The following is a 16,337-nucleotide window of genomic DNA, read 5'->3' on the forward strand; positions in this document are numbered from 1 at the left end:
TTGAACCAGTGCGAGTGAAGTCCCAGGACAATAGGAAATGACCAAGTTGAGCGGAACTGACAGCAAGAGCACCCTGTATTGCAGCTTCTGTGGGAAGTCGCAGCATGAAGTGCGCAAGCTTATTGCCGGGCCAACCGTGTTCATCTGTGATGAATGCGTTGAGCTGTGCAACGACATCATTCGTGAAGAGACGAAGGCTGGCATCGCCGGCAAGAAAGAGGGCGAAGTTCCAACGCCTTCGGAAATCTTCGCAACGCTTAACGATTATGTGATCGGCCAGGACAGCGCCAAGCGCAATCTCGCGGTCGCGGTTCACAACCACTACAAACGCCTGAAGCACTCCGGCAAATCGGACGGTGTTGAGCTGGCGAAATCCAACATCCTGCTGGTCGGTCCGACCGGCACCGGTAAGACATTGCTCGCGCAGACGCTGGCGCGCACGTTCGATGTGCCGTTCACCATGGCGGATGCGACGACCCTCACAGAGGCGGGCTATGTCGGTGAAGACGTTGAGAACATCATCCTGAAGCTGCTGCAATCGTCCGATTACAACGTTGAAAAAGCGCAGCACGGCATCGTTTATATCGACGAGATCGACAAGATCACCCGCAAGGCTGAAAACCCATCGATCACCCGCGACGTATCGGGTGAGGGCGTTCAGCAGGCGCTGCTGAAACTGATGGAAGGCACCACGGCCTCTGTCCCGCCGCAGGGCGGCCGCAAGCACCCGCAGCAGGAATTCCTGCAAGTCGACACGACGAACATCCTGTTCATCTGTGGCGGCGCGTTTGCGGGCCTCGACAAGATTATCGCTGATCGCCTGCAAAAGCGCTCAATCGGCTTTGGCAATCATGTTGCTGACCCGGACAAGCGCAATGTTGGCGAATTGCTCGAACTGAGCGAACCAGAAGATCTGCTGAAATTCGGTTTGATCCCTGAGTTTGTTGGCCGTCTGCCAGTGATTGCGACCCTGCACGATCTCGATGTCGATGCGCTGGTCACCATCCTGACCGAGCCGAAGAACGCCATTTCCAAGCAATATGGAAAATTGTTCGAGCTCGAAGATGTCGAGCTGACCTTCACCGAGGACGCGCTCAAGGCGATCGCGGAACGCGCGATCAAGCGTAAGACCGGTGCGCGCGGCCTGCGCTCAATCGTCGAGGGCATTCTGCTCGACACGATGTTCGACCTGCCCGATCTTGAAGGCGTGACCGAAATTGTGGTCGATGCCGAAGTGGTCGAGGGCAAGAAAGCTCCGGTCCAGGTTCTCGGCGGCAAAGACGACGAGAAGGAAGAGGCGGCTTAAGGCCCCGGGTCACTCAGCTCGATTAGCTTCGATACAGGCACAACCTCAAAGCCCTTTCGCTTTAATCCTTTGAGCACGAGAGGCAGCGCGTCGCGCGCTGTTTGATTGCTTCGGTACATTGGATGGATCAGGATTATTGATCCTGGCTCCACGCGGCTTACTATGTCACGCGCATAATCAGCAGGATCGGGATAGCTTTCGGCCTTGTCAGCGACGTCCCACATAATGGTCGTGTATCCCGCTTGGTCGACTACAAGTGGCAAGCCGATAAGGCGCTTACCAAACGGTGGCCGAAACAGTCTACTATCAGATCCATATGATTTCAGGATATCTTTGTTCTTGAGTACCTCGTCGCGATAAAACGCCTGTGATCGGAATAGATTGCGTTTGTGACTATAGGTGTGATTGCCCAGCTCGTGGCCTGCATCCAGAATGCGGCGTGCCTGTTCTGGATAACGTTCCATCCTGTTTCCAATGAGAAAGAATGTGGCTTTGACCCCATGTTGTTCGAGGACCGGCAGCACGGCGCTGACGCCTTCAGGAGTCGGTCCGTCGTCGAAAGTCAGTGCGACAATTTTGCGGTCACTTGGGGCTTTGCAAATGACATCCCCCAAAAGTTGGAAACAATGGGCTTTTGAAATCATATGAATGGATGCGGACGCAAAGAAGAAAGTTGCTAACACCCCAATCCAACGCCATTTCTTCCTCATAAACGACACCCCCTTTGCTGGTCAGATATTATCTTACAGACCTTACCTGAACAAAACCCCGCTTAGCTGATTTCTCAGCCAAGCGGGGTTCTTGGTTTGCGCTGCTGCGGGTGGGAGGGAAGGGGAATTCCGCAGCAGCGCGAAGGGGGATGCGAGTGTTCTTATGCGGGGAGGAACACACCGTCGGTCACGTGGATCACGCCGTTTGAGGTCATAACGTCTGCGGTTGTCACGGCTGTTGAGCGACCGGCTGCGTCAGTGATGACAACGGTGCCGTTGTCGAGGCGCGCGGTCAGCTTGCCGCCGGATACGGTTTCGATGGACGCTTCGCCGCCGTGCTTGTTGATCAGCTTGACCAGATCACCGGCGGTCACTTTACCTGCCACCACATGATAGGTCAGAATGCCGGTCAGCGTATCCTTGTTTTCCGGCTTCACCAGCGTCGCAACGGTGCCCTCGGGCAGCTTTGAAAAGCCTGCGTCGGTCGGGGCGAATACGGTCAGCGGGCCAGGGCTCGACAGGGTATCTACCAAGCCAGCGGCTTGCACAGCGGCGACCAGAGTGTTGTGGACGCCGGTGCCTTGAGCGGTGCCAACGATGTTGGCGGCTTCTTTCTTAGCGGCGTGATCGTGGGCGGCGATTGGTGCTGCCGTGGTCAGGGCCAGACCGGTGGTCGCGGCGATCGCTGCGAATGCGGCGGCTTTAACTTTTGAACTCATCGGGGTCTTAGACATTAAGGTTCTCCTTGTCGGCAAGACCTCCCGTCCTTGCATGGTGGGAGCTACGCAAGAGCCGATGGGATGGATGCGGAAAGGATGAGAAAATTTTGGGTGCGGGTGCGAAAAACGCACTGAAACGTCGGAATTTTGCGGGCTTTATGGGGTTCTTAAGGGGCGCAAAATTAACGTTTTGAGAGCCGTCATCTCGATTTGGGACGCGTCCTTGTGCGCGATTGCAAGCGGGCGGCAGGCGGTGTGTGACAGACCTGCACAGATCTCACTTTCAAGCGACGGACCGATAACCCTCGATGCCCCATTCGAAGCCAGCCCAGCATTATCACGACATCGACGGCATGCGTTCGGTGCTGATGTTCCTGTCGGTCGCGCTGCATGCGGCAACGGTTTACGCGCCTGCGCGCCCGTGGATCACCAGCAATGCGCAGCGGCATGACTTCTTCGACTGGGTGATCTTTGGCCTGCATCTGGTGATCACCCCGACGTTCTTCTTCGTCGGCGGGTTCTTCACCGTCCTGATGCTGGCGCGCCGCACACCGGGCGGCTTCCTGCGCAATCGCTTTATGCGCACGGTCATTCCGCTGATCGCGATCGCGCTGTCGTTCAACATGCTGGAGCATTACCTGCGTTGGAACGATAAGACCGGTGAGAGCGGCCTGATGCGCTGGATCGACAGCGGCGGTTTCGCGCAGATTTGGGCCAGCGGAGAATGGTCGCTGCACCTGTGGTTCCTCGTCAGCTTGGTGCCGATGTTTATCCTATCGGCCGTCGTTCAGGCGGCGATCCCGAAAGATGCGGCGATCCGATCAGCAGCGCTGCGCCTGGTGAACCGTGCCGCTGGCTGGCTGAAGAGCGGCTGGGCCTTTGCCCTGTTCGTGATCGCGCTCGGCGCGGCGAACACCGCTAATTTCGCAGTCGCCAGCCAAGTGCCTGGCGCTTATGATCTGCTCTTTCCCGGCTTTCAGAGCTGGTACAAGCTGATAAGCGAGTTTCCCTTCTTCGTACTCGGTGTGGCCGCTGCGCTTTCGCCCAGCCTGCTTGAGCGGCTGCGCACATGGCGCGCCTGGATGCCGCTTGCCGCGGCGTTTGCCTTTGGCCTCCAGCCCTATTCAGACCCAGAGCAAGGCTTTGCGCTCGGCATGGCGATGCTGTTCCTAAGCCAATTGGCGATCTGGACCTTGGTGCTATTCCTCATCCAGTTCTTCTACCGCTATTTTTCGGCCGACAGCCTGCGCACCCGCTGGCTCGCGGACAGTGCGCTGTCGATGTATCTGTTCCACCACTGTCTGGTCTATATTTACGGACGCGGGTTCACTCAGATCGACTGGCCGATTGCGCTCGAATGGGCGCTGTTGACCGTCGCAGCTGCGGCGACAGTGATCCTTATCCATGAGACAATGATCCGCCGTTTCGCGCTGCTGCGGCTGCTGTTCAACGGCAAGACGGATGTCGCCGCGATCCGTAAAGCGCCCGGGTTCTGGCAGAGCTTCAGCTTGCCCAGCTTTAAGCGCGCGAACAGCGATATGAGCGAAGCGGGCGGAAAGCCTGCGCTCTAAACTTGAGTGAAAGCGCCCTGGGCAACCACGGGGCCAGCGTCTTGATCCACTGGCTTGCCGCCAATTGGTTCGCGCGTCAGCACCAGCTCCACGCCGCTGCCCATATTCTGAGTGATGTCCGCTGACAGGGTCACACTGCGAACCTCGCCCGGCGTCACCACGCCGAGTGATTGCAGCGCGCTGCCATCGGCGGGCACCAGCCACAGTTCATGATCGTGCACGCCGTCTGCGGTGAGGCCAATCGCGCCCACGAGCATGCGCTCGCTCTCTGGCATGTATGTGACATCGAGGCGCAGGCCGGTGTCGCCAATCGGCACTTGCGCAACCAGCGGATCAGCCGCCGCGATTTGCGGGGCCTCTGTCGCGCCGGGCGTTGGAATAGTCTCCGTGCCAGCGGGCAGAACGACCAATGCCAGCGCCGCGACGGCCGCTGCCGTGGTGAATGCGCTGACCCATTGCCAGCGGCGAACCTTGCTCTGCAATTCGACCACATTGGCGCCGTCTAGGCCCGATGCTTCCTCATTGGATGCGGCGCGGACGCGAGCTTCAATTTCGTCCCATACATCCGCGCTCGGCTCTGCGCCGGAAATTTCGTCGGTCCACGGGGCAAACCAATTGTCCCACCATTCCTTGCGCCAGGCAAAGTCAGGATCGCTGGCGAGTTTGCCGCGCGCGGCAAGCAATTCCTCGCCTTCCAGCAGGCCGAGCGAAAACTCTGCCGCCAGCATCGGATCATCGCGCTTGATATCGTCGCGGTCCATGTTGTTCTCGTCGCTCATTCGCTCGCCTCCAGGCAAGCGCGCAGGCGTTGCAGCCCGCGGCGGATCCAGCTTTTCATCGTGCCCAGCGGAACATCGGCCGTCTCGGCCAGCTCCGCATAGGTTTTTCCATCGAAGAACGCCGCGCGAATGTAGCCGCGTGCGTTTTCGTCCAGCCCTTCCAGGCAGGTGTGAATTTGTGCGGTCTGCTCCGCATCGATCAACAGGCTGTCGGCCAATGGCGCCTGATCGGGCAGGGGAGCGGCCTCTTCCACAGGCACAGCGCCGCCGCGCACCTTGCCCGTGCGCAGGCGATCAATCGCGCGGTTGCGCGCGAAGGTCGCCAGCCACGATATCGGGCTCGCGCGGGTGGGATCATAACGATCCGCCCTTTGCCATAGATTTACATAGACGTCCTGCAACGCGTCCTCGGCTTCTTTCCTGTCGCCTAAGATACGCAAGCAAATCCCAAACAGTTTCACCCGAGTGGCGCGATAAATATCTTCGAGCGCGCTGCGGTCACCCTCAGCCAGCCGCGCCATCGCCGCTTTTAGGGCCTCGCGCGCCTCCGCGCTGGCCGGTGTGTGACCGTCCGCCATCAGCAGCAGCCTGCGTTATCGCGCTGGCGGTGGATCTGGATTGTGGTGTGGCTAATGCCGAATTTCTGCTCCAGCTGACCGCTCACCGCGCGCAGAAAACCCTCGTCAAATCCGCCAGGCGCGACCAGATGCGCCGTCAGCGCGGTCTCGGTCGTCGACATTGGCCAGATATGCAGGTTGTGCACTTCGTCCACTCCATCAAGCTCTGCCAAATGACGCCGCACGTCGGCTTCGTCAATCCCAGCGGGCACGGCGAGCAAGCCCATTTTGAGGCTGTCCTTCGCCAGCCCCCATGTTCCCCATGCGATTACGCCAACAATCACAAGGGTGACAAGTGGGTCAATCCACACCGATCCGCTGTAAATAATTGCAATTCCTGCGATTACCACGCCGATTGAGACCAGCGCATCGGCCGCCATATGCAGGAATGCGCCGTGGATATTGAGGTCCGATTTGCTCCCGTGCATGAACAGCAGGGCGGTGACGGTGTTGATCACAATGCCGATCCCGGCGACCACCACCATCACCATTCCTTGCGGCTGGGCCGGTTCAAACAAGCGGTGCGCGGTCTCAAACAAGATCGCCCCAATCGCCATCGCCAGCAGCAGCGCATTGGCGAGCGCGGCGAGGATGGTCGAGCTTTTGAATCCGTAGGTGTAGCGCGCACTAGCGGGCTTTTTCGAGGCGATATGGGCGACCCAGGCGAGGATCAGCGCGAGTACATCGGACAGATTGTGGCCCGCATCCGCGACCAGCGCCATCGAGCCTGATAGAAAGCCGTATGTCGCCTCAATAACGACAAAGATCGAATTGAGCGCGATGCCGATGGCAAAGGCCATGCCGAAATCTGCCGGTGCGTGGCTGTGGCCGTGGCCGTAGTGGCCCGGTGCATGGCTGTGCGCGCGATCATGGCCATGATCATGTGCGTGATTATGCGAATTTCCCTGCCCCATTGCGTTATTCGTAAACGCAATCATCCAGCCCGTCACGCTTTACGACATTGATGCGGGCGCGGATCGTATTCCCGTGCCGGGCCAGCCAGCCGCTGGGCGCAACGACGGCGCGCTTCTTGGGCAGGGGCAGGGCGGCTGCCATGCGGGCGGCCTCAATCGGTTCGAGGCGCGCGACGGATTTACCAAAATATCGCTGCGCCCCAGCCTCTGCGCCATAGGTTCCAATCCCGGTCTCCGCGACATTGAGGTAGACCTCCATGATGCGCCGCTTGCCCCAGATTTTCTCAATCGCGAAGGCAAAGTACGCCTCCAGCCCTTTGCGGAAATATCCGCCGCCTTGCCATAGGAACACGTTCTTGGCGGTTTGCTGCGATATGGTGGAGCCGCCGCGTATCCGCCCGCCTTTGGCGTTGTATTCCAGCGCCTTTTCAATCGCCTCGGTGTCAAAGCCGGAGTGCGTGCAAAACTTGCTGTCCTCCGCCGCGATCACGGCGGCGACCAGATTGGGATCGATATTGTCCAGGCTTTCCCAATCCTTGGTGACGGAGTTTTCATCCATCACCATGGTCGCGGTGATCGGCACAGGCACGAATTTGAACAGCACGATCAGCGCCAGCGATATCCCGAAAAACCACGCAAGAAACTTGGCAGTAAAGCGTAAGAGAAAGGAAAGGCTGCGGCGCATAGCAGCATCGCATCTAATTGCTCTTTGTTGGCGACGCAATCACGCACGCCTTGCGATCTGGGCGGGGCCATGCTTGAACCTGACGCCAACAGGTTTCCGGGAGACAATTCAATGCATTTGCTTCGCACCGCCGCTTCTGCCGTCACGCTCGCGATCGCCGCGTTTGCGGTTCCTGCCGCCGCTGATAATCACAATTTGGCGCAGGCGGTTGAGGCGGATTACGATAGCTATCTTGAGCCGCTGTTCGTTCATTTCCACAAGAACCCAGAGCTGTCCTTCCTCGAAGGCAAGACCGCGGCCCGCATGGCCGAGGAATTGCGCGCGGTCGGGATCGAGGTGACGGAGAATGTTGGCGGCACGGGCGTGGTCGGAATGATGCGCAATGGCGATGGGCCGCTGATCTTGCTGCGGGCGGATATGGACGGTCTGCCAGTGGTGGAGAAATCCGGCCTCGAATACGCCTCCACCGCGACGCAAATCGGCCAGGACGGCCAGGAATATCCGGTCATGCATGCCTGCGGCCATGATGTGCACATCACCTCGATGGTGGGCACGGCGCGCCGCCTAATGGCGATGAAGGACCAGTGGAGCGGCACGATCATGTTCGTCGTTCAACCCGCGGAAGAACGCGTTGGCGGGGCGAAGGCGATGTTGGCCGATGGCTTGTACGAGCGGTTTGGAAAGCCTGACTATGCGCTGGCATTCCACGTGAATTCGGGCCTCGCCACGGGCAAGCTATCGGCATCGGAAGGCATCCAATATTCCAGCGCGGACTCGGTCGATATTCTGGTGCCGGGCGTCGGCGCGCATGGCGCGAGCCCGCACCGGGGCAAGGACCCGGTCTATATCGCATCGCAGATTGTCACCGCGCTGCAATCGATCGTCAGCCGCGAGGTTCAGCCGCTGAAGCCCGCCGTGATCACCGTCGGCTCGTTCCATGCAGGCTCCAAGCACAACATCATCTCTGACCGCGCCGAGCTGCAATTGACCGTGCGCGCCAATGACGAGGAAACGCGCGCGCAATTGCTCGAGACGATTGAGCGCATCGCCGTTGGCATGGGCAAGACGCACGGCCTGCCGGACGATCTGCCGGTGGAGGTGAAGGTCAGCGAGGGTACTCCCGTCACCAATAACGACACAGAGCTGGCGCGCCGCCTCAATGCGGTGATGAAACGCGACCTTGGCGAAGACACGTTTGAGCCGTGGGAGCAGAAGGGCATGGGCGCAGAAGACTTTGCCTATTTCGTCACCGAGGAACTCGATGTGCCGGGATATTACTTCACGGTCGGCGGAACCCCTCAGGCGGCGTTCGATGCCGAAGACAACGGCGGCCCCGCAGTGCCATCGCACCACTCCCCGCTGTTCAAGGTCGCGCCGAGAGAAAGCGTCACATTGGGCACACAGGCAATGATTTCAGCGGTGCTGGATTTGGCGCCTGCGAGTTGAGGCGGGGGCTTTGGGAGGCGTCGACTAAGAGGCGCTCAGCAAGATTTTAGCGGTTGAGCCAGCGTGCTCGTCATTGCGCCGGCACCAGCGGGCTCCAGTCGATGCTGGCAAATAGCTCTTCTGCCAGTGCTTCCGCTCTTCCCTCGAATTCGAGTGGGATAGACCCGCGATATTTCACAATCCATTGATCGCCGGGCAGACAGCCCACCCAGAGGAATGAAGTTAGTTCAGGATGATCAAATCCATAGGCGTTTGCAGCTATTTCATAGCGGGCTTGATACTGCTCCAGATCGACAAAGGCAGGAAATGAAAGTTCAGCATCTGTTGCGGAAGGGTTTGTGCCTGTGTTTTGTGCGATGGCGTCATTTGAAAGTGCAAACTGGCTGATGCAGGTCTCTCCTCGCGAAGGATAGACGTAGAGAGTAAGCTCTGAAGGCATACCGATGTATCGATATCCGATACTCGCATCGCTCCCATTTTCGTCGTATTCGATGACGCGGCCGCGAACATAGTCTCCAACTTGCTGCGGAAATTCAATTCCTACCGCTTTGTGCACATAGGGATCTTCGGGGTTTTCGACCTGCGACTGCGCAATTGCAGCACTGGGTGCGAGCGCAACACAAAGCGCCAGCAATGCCCGCCAAATCGATCGTTTCGTCATTTAGATTCCCTCTGTTCGGCGGGATCCTACATCGAGTTTTTCAGCAGCCCAACACAAAATGCTGGAAACAAACCCTCTAACGTCATCCCGGACTTGATCCGGGATCCAGGGCGATGAAGCGCCGCTTCTGCAATCACAGCACTTCATGCGCCTGAGATCCCAGCGTTCGCTGGGATGACGGGTAGGCGGACACAAAAAAGGCGGCCCGAAATGGACCGCCTTTCGTGTTCGTTTTATCAGACCTAACGCTTACGCAACGCCCGGCAGCAAACGCTCGCCCGCGATCCGCTGCATTGCTTTTTGCAGCTTTTCAAAGGCGCGCACTTCGATCTGGCGGATGCGCTCGCGCGACACTTCGTAAACTTGACTCAGCTCTTCGAGCGTCTGCGGTTTCTCGGTCAGGCGGCGTTCGGTCAGAATGTGCTGCTCACGCTCGTTCAGGCTTTCCATCGCCTCTTGCAGCATTTCGTGGCGCACATTGGCTTCCTCAGCATCGGCAACCATTTCATCCTGCAAGGGACGATCATCGGTCAGCCAATCCTGCCATTCGCCAGAGCCGTCTTCACCATTGCGCATCGGCACGTTGAGGGAGCCATCGCCGCCCATCATCATGCGGCGGTTCATGTTGATGACTTCCTGTTCTGGCACGCCCAGATCGGTTGCGATCTTGGTCACGTCCTCTGGCGACAGGTCGGTGTCCTCATACGCCTCAAGCTGCTTCTTCATCCGGCGAAGGTTGAAGAACAGTTTCTTCTGAGCCGCGGTCGTGCCCATTTTTACGAGCGACCAGCTGCGCAGGATAAATTCCTGCATGGATGCCTTGATCCACCACATCGCGTAGGTCGCGAGGCGGAAGCCGCGATCGGCTTCAAATTTCTTGACGCCCTGCATTAGGCCAACATTGCCCTCTGAAATGAGGTCACTGACCGGCAGGCCATAGCCGCGGTAACCCATGGCGATCTTCGCCACGAGCCGCAGGTGGCTCGACACCAGCTGAGCTGCTGCCTCGGGGTCTTCATGTTCTTGATAGCGCTTCGCGAGCATATATTCCTGCTCAGCGGTTAGCACCGGGTACTTCTTGATTTCGGACAGGTAGCGATTGAGGCTTTGCTCGCCGCTCAGGGCCGGGACTGCACTTTTCGTCTTACTCACTGTTTTCCTAACCTTTCTTGCGTCAACCCGTTGCGTTGGACCTCTGATGAGCATCCGTTTTTCCGGGTCACTCGGTTACATATACGTTGATTGGATATGTTTTGCTTCAACTTTCATCGATTAAAACGCCCCAGTTCGTCGATTAGTTCCCGCATATCCTCCGGTAAATCCGCACGAAACCTTAGTTTTTCGCCCGAAATCGGGTGGAGAAAGCCCAATTCCGCCGCGTGCAGCGCTTGGCGCGCAAATTTTAGCGAAGTGAGCAGGGATTTCAGCGTCTTGGGCGTCTTTCCGTATGTTGGGTCTCCTAATAAAGGATGGCCAATTGATGCACAGTGAACGCGGACCTGGTGGGTCCGGCCGGTTTCCAGTCGGCATTCGATCACTGCGCTCGATTCGAGCCGGTCGAGCACCATATAATGGGTGACCGCATGTTTCCCGCGTGAGGAATTCTTTTCCAGCACAGCCATTTTCTTGCGATTGGCATCTGAGCGCCCGATTCGCTCGTCAATTTTGCCCTCTTTTGCCGCCGGATGGCCCGCGCAAACCGCGATATAGCGGCGGTGCAACGAATGATCTGCAAACTGTTTGGCCAGGCCTTCATGCGCGGCATCGGATTTGGCGACGACCAGCAGGCCAGAAGTGTCCTTGTCGATCCGGTGGACGATGCCAGGGCGCGCGACGCCGCCAATGCCGGAGAGCTCGCCTTTGCAGTGATGCAGCAGGGCATTGACCAGCGTGCCATCCGCATTGCCCGCCGCCGGGTGGACGACCATTCCGGCGGGCTTGTTGACCACGATCAGATGCTCGTCCTCAAACACCACCTCAATCGGAATATCCTGAGGCTGAGCCTCCGCCTCGATCGCGGCGGGGACGTGGATGGCGAATGCGTCCCCGGCCTTCACTTTTGCGCTAGGAGAGGTGGCCGGCGCAGAACCTAATGTAACCCGGCCATCCGAAATCAAAGCCTGCAACCGCGCACGCGACAGCTCGGTGGCCTCGGCCAGCGCTTTGTCGAGCCGCGCCGCGCTCGTAATTGTACCGGTGATGACTTTGTCGCCGCTCATGCTAGGGCCATGCGCGATGGCGATCCCAGTGACAAGAGATGTGGTGAGCGCGCTGGCCCGCGCAGCCCGCGATGCGCATCCGCAGGAGGCATGCGCGATCCTGACCGGCAATCGCGTCCAAGACGGCGCGGAACAGATCACCGGGTTCATTCCAGCGCGCAATGTCCACCCTTCGCCGGAAACCCATTTCGAGATTGACCCGCAGGCGCTCATTGACGCGCACCGCGCCGCGCGCACGGGTGATGGGCCAGAGGTCCTGGGTTATTTCCACTCGCACCCGACCGGGCCAGCGCAGCCCTCTGAGACGGACATCGCCATGTCAGCGGGCGATGGAATGATCTGGGCCATAGCGGGCCTGAGCGAGGGAGGGCGGGCTCTCGGCCTTTACCGCGCGGTGGAAGGCGGCTTCGAATTGCTTTGCAGACAGCCTTTGGAGGGCTAAGACACTCATATGACTTCGCCAACTGACCTCGCGAGCCTGCTGTGCTCGCGTCTATGCCACGATATGCTCTCTCCTGTGGGCGCGCTCGCCAATGGGCTGGAACTGCTCGCTGAAGAGCAAGACCCCGAAATGCGCGAGAAGGTGGTCGAGCTGCTGGAGCAAAGCGCCAAGATCAGCACGGACAAGCTCAAATTCTTCCGCCTCGCATTCGGCGCAGCGGGCGGATTTGGCGAGGCTGTGCCAGTCGAAGAAGCGCATGATGTGATCTCGGCGCTCGCCGCTGACGCCAAAGAGGTAAAGCTCAATTGGGCCATCACCGAGAAAACGCTGCCTAAGCCTGCGGTGAAAGTGATGCTGAACCTGGCGCACATTGCGCTCGATGCGCTGATCCGCGGGGGCACGATGGATATTGGCGCAGAACTGCACGAGGGCAATGTCGAGATCGTGGTCCGCGCAAACGGCAATCGGATTGCGTTTGACGAGAATATCGGCAGCGCATTGCAAGGCGAATTGAAACCGGCGGAACTCTCCAGCCGCACGGCGGCGGCGCATATGATTGCGATGCTGGCGGAAGAAAACGGCGGCGGTCTGCAATATAAGCTGGATGACAATGCTCTGGTGATGGGCGCGGTTATGCCTCAGCCTGCCGGGATGATCGGCTAAGCGTATGGGCGGGCCGGGGCAGGGGCCAAAACCGACTTCGGGCACTGGCGATGAGCTGGTTCATGCAGAGCGGCTCTCCCCCAATTTCAACGAGCGCAAGACGGCGATCAATATGCTGGTCGTCCACTACACCGAAATGGAAAGCGCCGAGGCCGCGATAGAGCGCCTGTGCGATGAAGAGGCGGGCGTCAGCGCGCATTATCTGATCAGCGAAGGCGGCGTGGTCACCCGGTTGGTGCCAGAGGAAAAGCGCGCCTGGCACGCGGGCAAGAGCTATTGGCGGGGCGAGACCGATGTGAACTCTGCCAGCATCGGGATTGAGCTTGACCATCCGGGCCACGGCCTTGGCTACCGCGAGTTTTCCGAGGCTCAGATTGAGGCGCTCGTCCCGTTGATGGCGCGGATCGTGAAGCAATATGACATCCCGCGCGCCAATGTGATCGGCCATTCCGATGTCGCGCCCGCGCGCAAGATCGATCCGGGCGAGCTGTTTCCGTGGGATCGGATCGCACGTTATGGCCTCACCCTGGCCAAGCCAGACAAGCTGGAGCTGGGCGATCCGTTTGACAATGACGGCGCGTTCTACCTTGCTCTGGAACGCTATGGCTATGACATTACCGACGGTATTAAGGCGGTTGAGGCGTTCCAGCGCCGCTGGCGGCCAGAGCTGATCGACGGCGTCATTGATGGACAAATCGGCGCAATCCTGTTTCAATTGCTGCTCGACCGGGATCGGGGGATCTCGCGCTAACGCGGACCACCGCAAACGCGCGCCGAAATGTAATTTTACAACTTAGCCCAGCGCTATGGTGAATTCTGCGTTAAAGGTGCCTCACAGACGGTTTTGGTCGTCGAGAATGAGACGGAGGGATCAATAATGACAAGAAAACTATTCGCCGAATTTTTCGGCACGTTCTGGCTGGTGTTCGGAGGCTGCGGTTCAGCGGTGCTCGCTGCACTTTTCCTGACGCCTGAAGCAGTGCAGCTTGGGATCGGCTTCGTCGGCGTATCGCTGGCCTTTGGCCTGACCGTAATGACCATGGCCTACGCGGTTGGCGGCATTTCAGGCGGCCATTTCAACCCCGCTGTCTCGCTCGGCTTGGCCGTTGCCGGACGTTTCTCTTGGGGCGAACTGGTCCCCTATTGGGCAGCGCAAGTGTTGGGCGCATTCGTTGCCTCGGGCATGCTGTTTGTCATCGCCAGCGGCGCAGCGGATTGGAGCGGCGCAGGCGGCTTTGCCTCGAACGGCTATGGTGAGCTGTCACCGGGCGGCTATTCCATGAACGCCGTGCTGATCGCAGAGGTCGTTTTGACGGCGATGTTCCTTATCATCATTCTGGGATCGACCTCGCCAAGGGCACCGGCTGGCTTCGCTCCGATTGCGATCGGCCTTGGCCTCACGCTTATCCACCTGATCTCTATCCCGGTCAGCAACACCTCGGTGAACCCCGCGCGGTCCACCGGCGTTGCCTTCTATGCAGAGACCGGCGCTGTGGGTCAGCTGTGGCTGTTCTGGGTCGCACCGCTGGTCGGCGCGGCGATTGGCGCATTGATCTGGAAATTCCTGATCTCGCCAGATGATAGCCTAGAGAACGTCGGCGGCGAGGGCGAATAAGCTCAAGCCTCCACAAACATTGCATCCAGAGGGCTGGCTTTCGCAGGAAAGCTGGCCCTTTGTTTATTCAGCGCGCTTCTCTATAGCGCCACTCGTCAGGGGGCCAAGGCAGCCGCGTTCCTTCGACACGCTCAGGATGAGCGGGTTTGAAGGTGCGAGGAAAGTCCGGGCTCCACGAAGCAAGGGTGGCGGGTAACGCCCGCCGAGCGACCCCGGATTTGATCCGGGGGAAGTTCAGGGAAAGTGCCACAGAGAGTATACCGCCGATGGACCCTAAAGGTCACAGGCAAGGGTGAAAGGGTGCGGTAAAAGCGCACCGGGGCCTTGGTAACACGGCCCGCATGGCAAACCCCACCCGGAGCAAGGCCAAATAGGGGTCTCGCGCCGTTTTGCGGCAGGAGCGCTTCGCTCTGAGAGACCCGGGTTGGCTGCTTGAGCTGCGGAGCAATCCGTAGCCCAGATGAATGGTTGCCGCCGCGCGGCTGGTCCTTTCGGGGAAACCGCGCGCGGAGACAGAACCCGGCTTATGAGGCCCCCTGGCGTTTTTGTTTTGCGCACACCATCCGGTGTGCGATTTCCTCACTCCCTTCGGTCGCAGCGGGCGGGCAGTCGCCCTTGCGGCGCTGCGCGCCGTGCTCCGCGACCAAGCAAGATACAATGCGCTAAGGCGCCTGGAGCCAGGCAATTGGCTTGGAATGGTTCGAGGCCGCCGGCCTCGCAAGGGCGCATGCCCGCCCGCAGCGATGCGCCTGTAAGGCGCGTGAGCGAGGAAATCGCACATCGGATGATGTGCGGAACAAAAAAAAACACCACCGTCATCCTGAACTCGGTTGGCTTTCTGCCAGCTGCGCTTCCAGGATAACATCCGCAACCAGCACGAGACTGAGAGTGTTATCCCGGATCAAGTCCGGGATGACGAGTGAGGCGGGTCGTATCAATCAAGGGGCCTTGCACATTCACCCACGTCACCCTGAACTTGTTTCAGGGTCCATCACCCGCACCGCGAACAAGGCAAGGAACCGGCGATGGATGCTGAACTGAATTCAGCATGACGAGTTTTTGTGGCCATCCGTCACCCCAGCGAAAGCTGGGGTCTAGGGCCTCCTGGTGCGGCGCATGCCCGCTTGAGATCCCAGCCCTTCGACAGGCTCAGGAGAATGCCTTTCGCTGGGGTGACGTTCGACGCGCAAAAACCCAAACGAAACGGTAAGAAAGCTGCTCTAATGCTCACCCCATGATAGGAGCCATGAAGATGCGCGGTTTTTTCGGGTTTTGGGTGATGCTGTCAGCGGTTCTCCTCGGCAGCTGCTCGGCTGGCGATAGCACTCTTGCCTATCATTACCGTCTAAAGGTCGAGGTTGAGACGCCGGATGGCGTGAAAACCGGATCGAGTGTCATCAGGGTTGAGACCAAAACGGGTGTCTCGTATTTTAGCGCCCGTGCCAAAGGCGAAGCAGCCGCGATAGACATGCCCGATGGGCGAACCCTGTTTGCGCTGTTGAGATCGGAGAACGAAACAGATTGGGCCAGCGGCATCTTGTTTCTACTCGCGCCGCAATATCACGGCGATGGTGGGATAGAGCAGACCATTCGTGCAATCTTGCGCAATCGCCGAGAGCGGGAGCTGCCGTTTGTGAAGGTTGTCGGGGGCGGCACGGTCAGGCGTGATGGCTATCCCATGCTGGTGACTTTTGGTGATCTGGATGATCCAACCAGTATCGAGCGGGTCGATCCCAATGATCTCCCGGCAACCTTTGGCGAGGGCGTTACCCTCAAGCGGATCACGGTGCAGGTTACCGATGATCCGGTGACTACGGGTATTGAGGAGCGATTGGGGTGGTTAGGGAATACGCGAGGGGCTCTAGTGAATCTTCCAATCAGCGAATATCCTTCTTCCGGGACTCCTTTGCCCCTTTACAACACTCTTACGGATGCTGCGTTTAAGAAAGGCATTTGAAATGAATCGCGATGTCTTTTTCCGATTTTCTCG

17 protein-coding genes and 1 other RNA gene are annotated in these 16,337 nt (G+C 59.0%); 9 read left to right on the forward strand and 9 right to left on the reverse strand.

From position 1 onward, the window contains the following. Window positions 1-37 precede the first annotated feature (37 nt). On the forward strand, window positions 38-1,306 hold the full coding sequence (clpX, locus tag AC0V6V_RS11615) for an ATP-dependent Clp protease ATP-binding subunit ClpX (protein WP_486137277.1): 1,269 nt from the start codon (window positions 38-40) through the stop codon (window positions 1,304-1,306). On the opposite strand, the gene AC0V6V_RS11620 is transcribed toward clpX, so the two are convergent. Together AC0V6V_RS11620 and AC0V6V_RS11625 are read right to left on the reverse strand one after the other, a co-directional pair. Then, a complete protein-coding gene (locus AC0V6V_RS11620) occupies window positions 1,303-2,016 on the reverse strand; it encodes a polysaccharide deacetylase family protein (protein WP_486165530.1) in 714 nt (237 codons plus the stop codon). The two genes, clpX and AC0V6V_RS11620, sit on opposite strands and share 4 nt — an antisense overlap. 161 nt (window positions 2,017-2,177) lie before the next feature. Then, window positions 2,178-2,750 carry a fasciclin domain-containing protein gene (locus AC0V6V_RS11625; protein WP_486166338.1) on the reverse strand — a complete coding sequence of 191 codons (573 nt, stop codon included), beginning with the start codon at window positions 2,748-2,750 and terminating at the stop codon, window positions 2,178-2,180. A gap of 293 nt (window positions 2,751-3,043) precedes the next feature. Between AC0V6V_RS11625 and AC0V6V_RS11630 the strand changes: the two genes are divergently transcribed. Then, window positions 3,044-4,306 (forward strand): acyltransferase family protein, encoded by a 1,263-nt coding sequence (locus AC0V6V_RS11630; protein ID WP_486165532.1) that lies wholly within the window; start codon window positions 3,044-3,046, stop codon window positions 4,304-4,306. On the opposite strand, the gene AC0V6V_RS11635 is transcribed toward AC0V6V_RS11630, so the two are convergent. Genes AC0V6V_RS11635 through mtgA form a run of 4 tightly spaced genes read right to left on the reverse strand, consistent with a single transcriptional unit; the run spans window position 4,303 to window position 7,301 of the window. Next, window positions 4,303-5,085, reverse strand: coding sequence for an anti-sigma factor (locus tag AC0V6V_RS11635; RefSeq protein WP_486165533.1), 783 nt, complete (start codon window positions 5,083-5,085; stop codon window positions 4,303-4,305). The two genes, AC0V6V_RS11630 and AC0V6V_RS11635, sit on opposite strands and share 4 nt — an antisense overlap. Continuing rightward, window positions 5,082-5,663, reverse strand: a complete 582-nt coding sequence (locus tag AC0V6V_RS11640) for a sigma-70 family RNA polymerase sigma factor (protein ID WP_486165534.1) — start codon at window positions 5,661-5,663, stop codon at window positions 5,082-5,084. Before AC0V6V_RS11640 ends, AC0V6V_RS11635 begins: the two co-directional genes overlap by 4 nt. Continuing rightward, window positions 5,663-6,616, reverse strand: a complete 954-nt coding sequence (locus tag AC0V6V_RS11645) for a cation diffusion facilitator family transporter (RefSeq protein ID WP_486165535.1) — start codon at window positions 6,614-6,616, stop codon at window positions 5,663-5,665. The genes AC0V6V_RS11640 and AC0V6V_RS11645 overlap by 1 nt, the downstream gene beginning before the upstream one ends. A gap of 4 nt (window positions 6,617-6,620) precedes the next feature. After that, window positions 6,621-7,301, reverse strand: a complete 681-nt coding sequence (mtgA, locus tag AC0V6V_RS11650) for a monofunctional biosynthetic peptidoglycan transglycosylase (RefSeq protein ID WP_486165536.1) — start codon at window positions 7,299-7,301, stop codon at window positions 6,621-6,623. Window positions 7,302-7,412: 111 nt separating this feature from the next. On the opposite strand from mtgA, the gene AC0V6V_RS11655 reads away from it, so the two are divergent. Continuing rightward, window positions 7,413-8,747, forward strand: coding sequence for a M20 metallopeptidase family protein (locus AC0V6V_RS11655; RefSeq protein ID WP_486165537.1), 1,335 nt, complete (start codon window positions 7,413-7,415; stop codon window positions 8,745-8,747). A gap of 70 nt (window positions 8,748-8,817) precedes the next feature. Here the strand turns inward: AC0V6V_RS11655 and AC0V6V_RS11660 are convergent, their stop codons facing one another. The 3 genes from AC0V6V_RS11660 to AC0V6V_RS11670 form a co-directional block, all read right to left on the reverse strand. Then, window positions 8,818-9,408 carry a hypothetical protein gene (locus AC0V6V_RS11660; protein ID WP_486165538.1) on the reverse strand — a complete coding sequence of 197 codons (591 nt, stop codon included), beginning with the start codon at window positions 9,406-9,408 and terminating at the stop codon, window positions 8,818-8,820. Between the two features lie 249 nt (window positions 9,409-9,657). Further along, window positions 9,658-10,560: an RNA polymerase sigma factor RpoH gene (gene rpoH, locus AC0V6V_RS11665; protein WP_486165539.1), complete on the reverse strand. Its 903-nt coding sequence runs from the start codon at window positions 10,558-10,560 to the stop codon at window positions 9,658-9,660. 113 nt (window positions 10,561-10,673) lie between these two features. After that, a complete protein-coding gene (locus AC0V6V_RS11670; RefSeq protein ID WP_486165540.1) occupies window positions 10,674-11,627 on the reverse strand; it encodes an RluA family pseudouridine synthase in 954 nt (317 codons plus the stop codon). A 16-nt stretch (window positions 11,628-11,643) separates the two neighbouring features. On the opposite strand from AC0V6V_RS11670, the gene AC0V6V_RS11675 reads away from it, so the two are divergent. The 6 genes from AC0V6V_RS11675 (at window position 11,644) to AC0V6V_RS11700 (ending at window position 16,304) form a co-directional block, all read left to right on the forward strand. Continuing rightward, window positions 11,644-12,069, forward strand: a complete 426-nt coding sequence (locus AC0V6V_RS11675) for a M67 family metallopeptidase (RefSeq protein ID WP_486165541.1) — start codon at window positions 11,644-11,646, stop codon at window positions 12,067-12,069. 9 nt (window positions 12,070-12,078) lie between these two features. After that, window positions 12,079-12,732: a histidine phosphotransferase family protein gene (locus AC0V6V_RS11680; RefSeq protein WP_486166339.1), complete on the forward strand. Its 654-nt coding sequence runs from the start codon at window positions 12,079-12,081 to the stop codon at window positions 12,730-12,732. A 4-nt stretch (window positions 12,733-12,736) separates the two neighbouring features. After that, window positions 12,737-13,483: an N-acetylmuramoyl-L-alanine amidase gene (locus AC0V6V_RS11685; RefSeq protein WP_486165542.1), complete on the forward strand. Its 747-nt coding sequence runs from the start codon at window positions 12,737-12,739 to the stop codon at window positions 13,481-13,483. A 126-nt stretch (window positions 13,484-13,609) separates the two neighbouring features. Then, window positions 13,610-14,347, forward strand: coding sequence for an aquaporin Z (aqpZ, locus tag AC0V6V_RS11690; RefSeq protein WP_486165543.1), 738 nt, complete (start codon window positions 13,610-13,612; stop codon window positions 14,345-14,347). 96 nt (window positions 14,348-14,443) lie between these two features. After that, window positions 14,444-14,890: RNase P RNA component class A (rnpB, locus tag AC0V6V_RS11695), an RNA gene on the forward strand. 709 nt (window positions 14,891-15,599) lie between these two features. After that, the gene (locus AC0V6V_RS11700; protein ID WP_486165544.1) at window positions 15,600-16,304 is read left to right on the forward strand and encodes a hypothetical protein; all 705 of its coding nucleotides are present in this window, start codon (window positions 15,600-15,602) and stop codon (window positions 16,302-16,304) included. The last annotated feature ends 33 nt before the right edge of the window (window positions 16,305-16,337 follow it).

Source organism: Erythrobacter sp. S249 (assembly GCF_057364975.1).

What these genes read in the sequence shown, in the direction of transcription:
- clpX (WP_486137277.1), top strand. Translation starts at nt 38, where the DNA reads ATGACCAAGTTGAGCGGAACTGACAGCAAGAGCACCCTGTATTGCAGC.
- AC0V6V_RS11620 (WP_486165530.1), bottom strand. Translation starts at nt 2,016, where the DNA reads ATGAGGAAGAAATGGCGTTGGATTGGGGTGTTAGCAACTTTCTTCTTT.
- AC0V6V_RS11625 (WP_486166338.1), bottom strand. Translation starts at nt 2,750, where the DNA reads ATGTCTAAGACCCCGATGAGTTCAAAAGTTAAAGCCGCCGCATTCGCA.
- AC0V6V_RS11630 (WP_486165532.1), top strand. Translation starts at nt 3,044, where the DNA reads ATGCCCCATTCGAAGCCAGCCCAGCATTATCACGACATCGACGGCATG.
- AC0V6V_RS11635 (WP_486165533.1), bottom strand. Translation starts at nt 5,085, where the DNA reads ATGAGCGACGAGAACAACATGGACCGCGACGATATCAAGCGCGATGAT.
- AC0V6V_RS11640 (WP_486165534.1), bottom strand. Translation starts at nt 5,663, where the DNA reads ATGGCGGACGGTCACACACCGGCCAGCGCGGAGGCGCGCGAGGCCCTA.
- AC0V6V_RS11645 (WP_486165535.1), bottom strand. Translation starts at nt 6,616, where the DNA reads ATGGGGCAGGGAAATTCGCATAATCACGCACATGATCATGGCCATGAT.
- mtgA (WP_486165536.1), bottom strand. Translation starts at nt 7,301, where the DNA reads ATGCGCCGCAGCCTTTCCTTTCTCTTACGCTTTACTGCCAAGTTTCTT.
- AC0V6V_RS11655 (WP_486165537.1), top strand. Translation starts at nt 7,413, where the DNA reads ATGCATTTGCTTCGCACCGCCGCTTCTGCCGTCACGCTCGCGATCGCC.
- AC0V6V_RS11660 (WP_486165538.1), bottom strand. Translation starts at nt 9,408, where the DNA reads ATGACGAAACGATCGATTTGGCGGGCATTGCTGGCGCTTTGTGTTGCG.
- AC0V6V_RS11670 (WP_486165540.1), bottom strand. Translation starts at nt 11,627, where the DNA reads ATGAGCGGCGACAAAGTCATCACCGGTACAATTACGAGCGCGGCGCGG.
- AC0V6V_RS11675 (WP_486165541.1), top strand. Translation starts at nt 11,644, where the DNA reads ATGGCGATCCCAGTGACAAGAGATGTGGTGAGCGCGCTGGCCCGCGCA.
- AC0V6V_RS11680 (WP_486166339.1), top strand. Translation starts at nt 12,079, where the DNA reads ATGACTTCGCCAACTGACCTCGCGAGCCTGCTGTGCTCGCGTCTATGC.
- AC0V6V_RS11685 (WP_486165542.1), top strand. Translation starts at nt 12,737, where the DNA reads ATGGGCGGGCCGGGGCAGGGGCCAAAACCGACTTCGGGCACTGGCGAT.
- aqpZ (WP_486165543.1), top strand. Translation starts at nt 13,610, where the DNA reads ATGACAAGAAAACTATTCGCCGAATTTTTCGGCACGTTCTGGCTGGTG.
- AC0V6V_RS11700 (WP_486165544.1), top strand. Translation starts at nt 15,600, where the DNA reads ATGCGCGGTTTTTTCGGGTTTTGGGTGATGCTGTCAGCGGTTCTCCTC.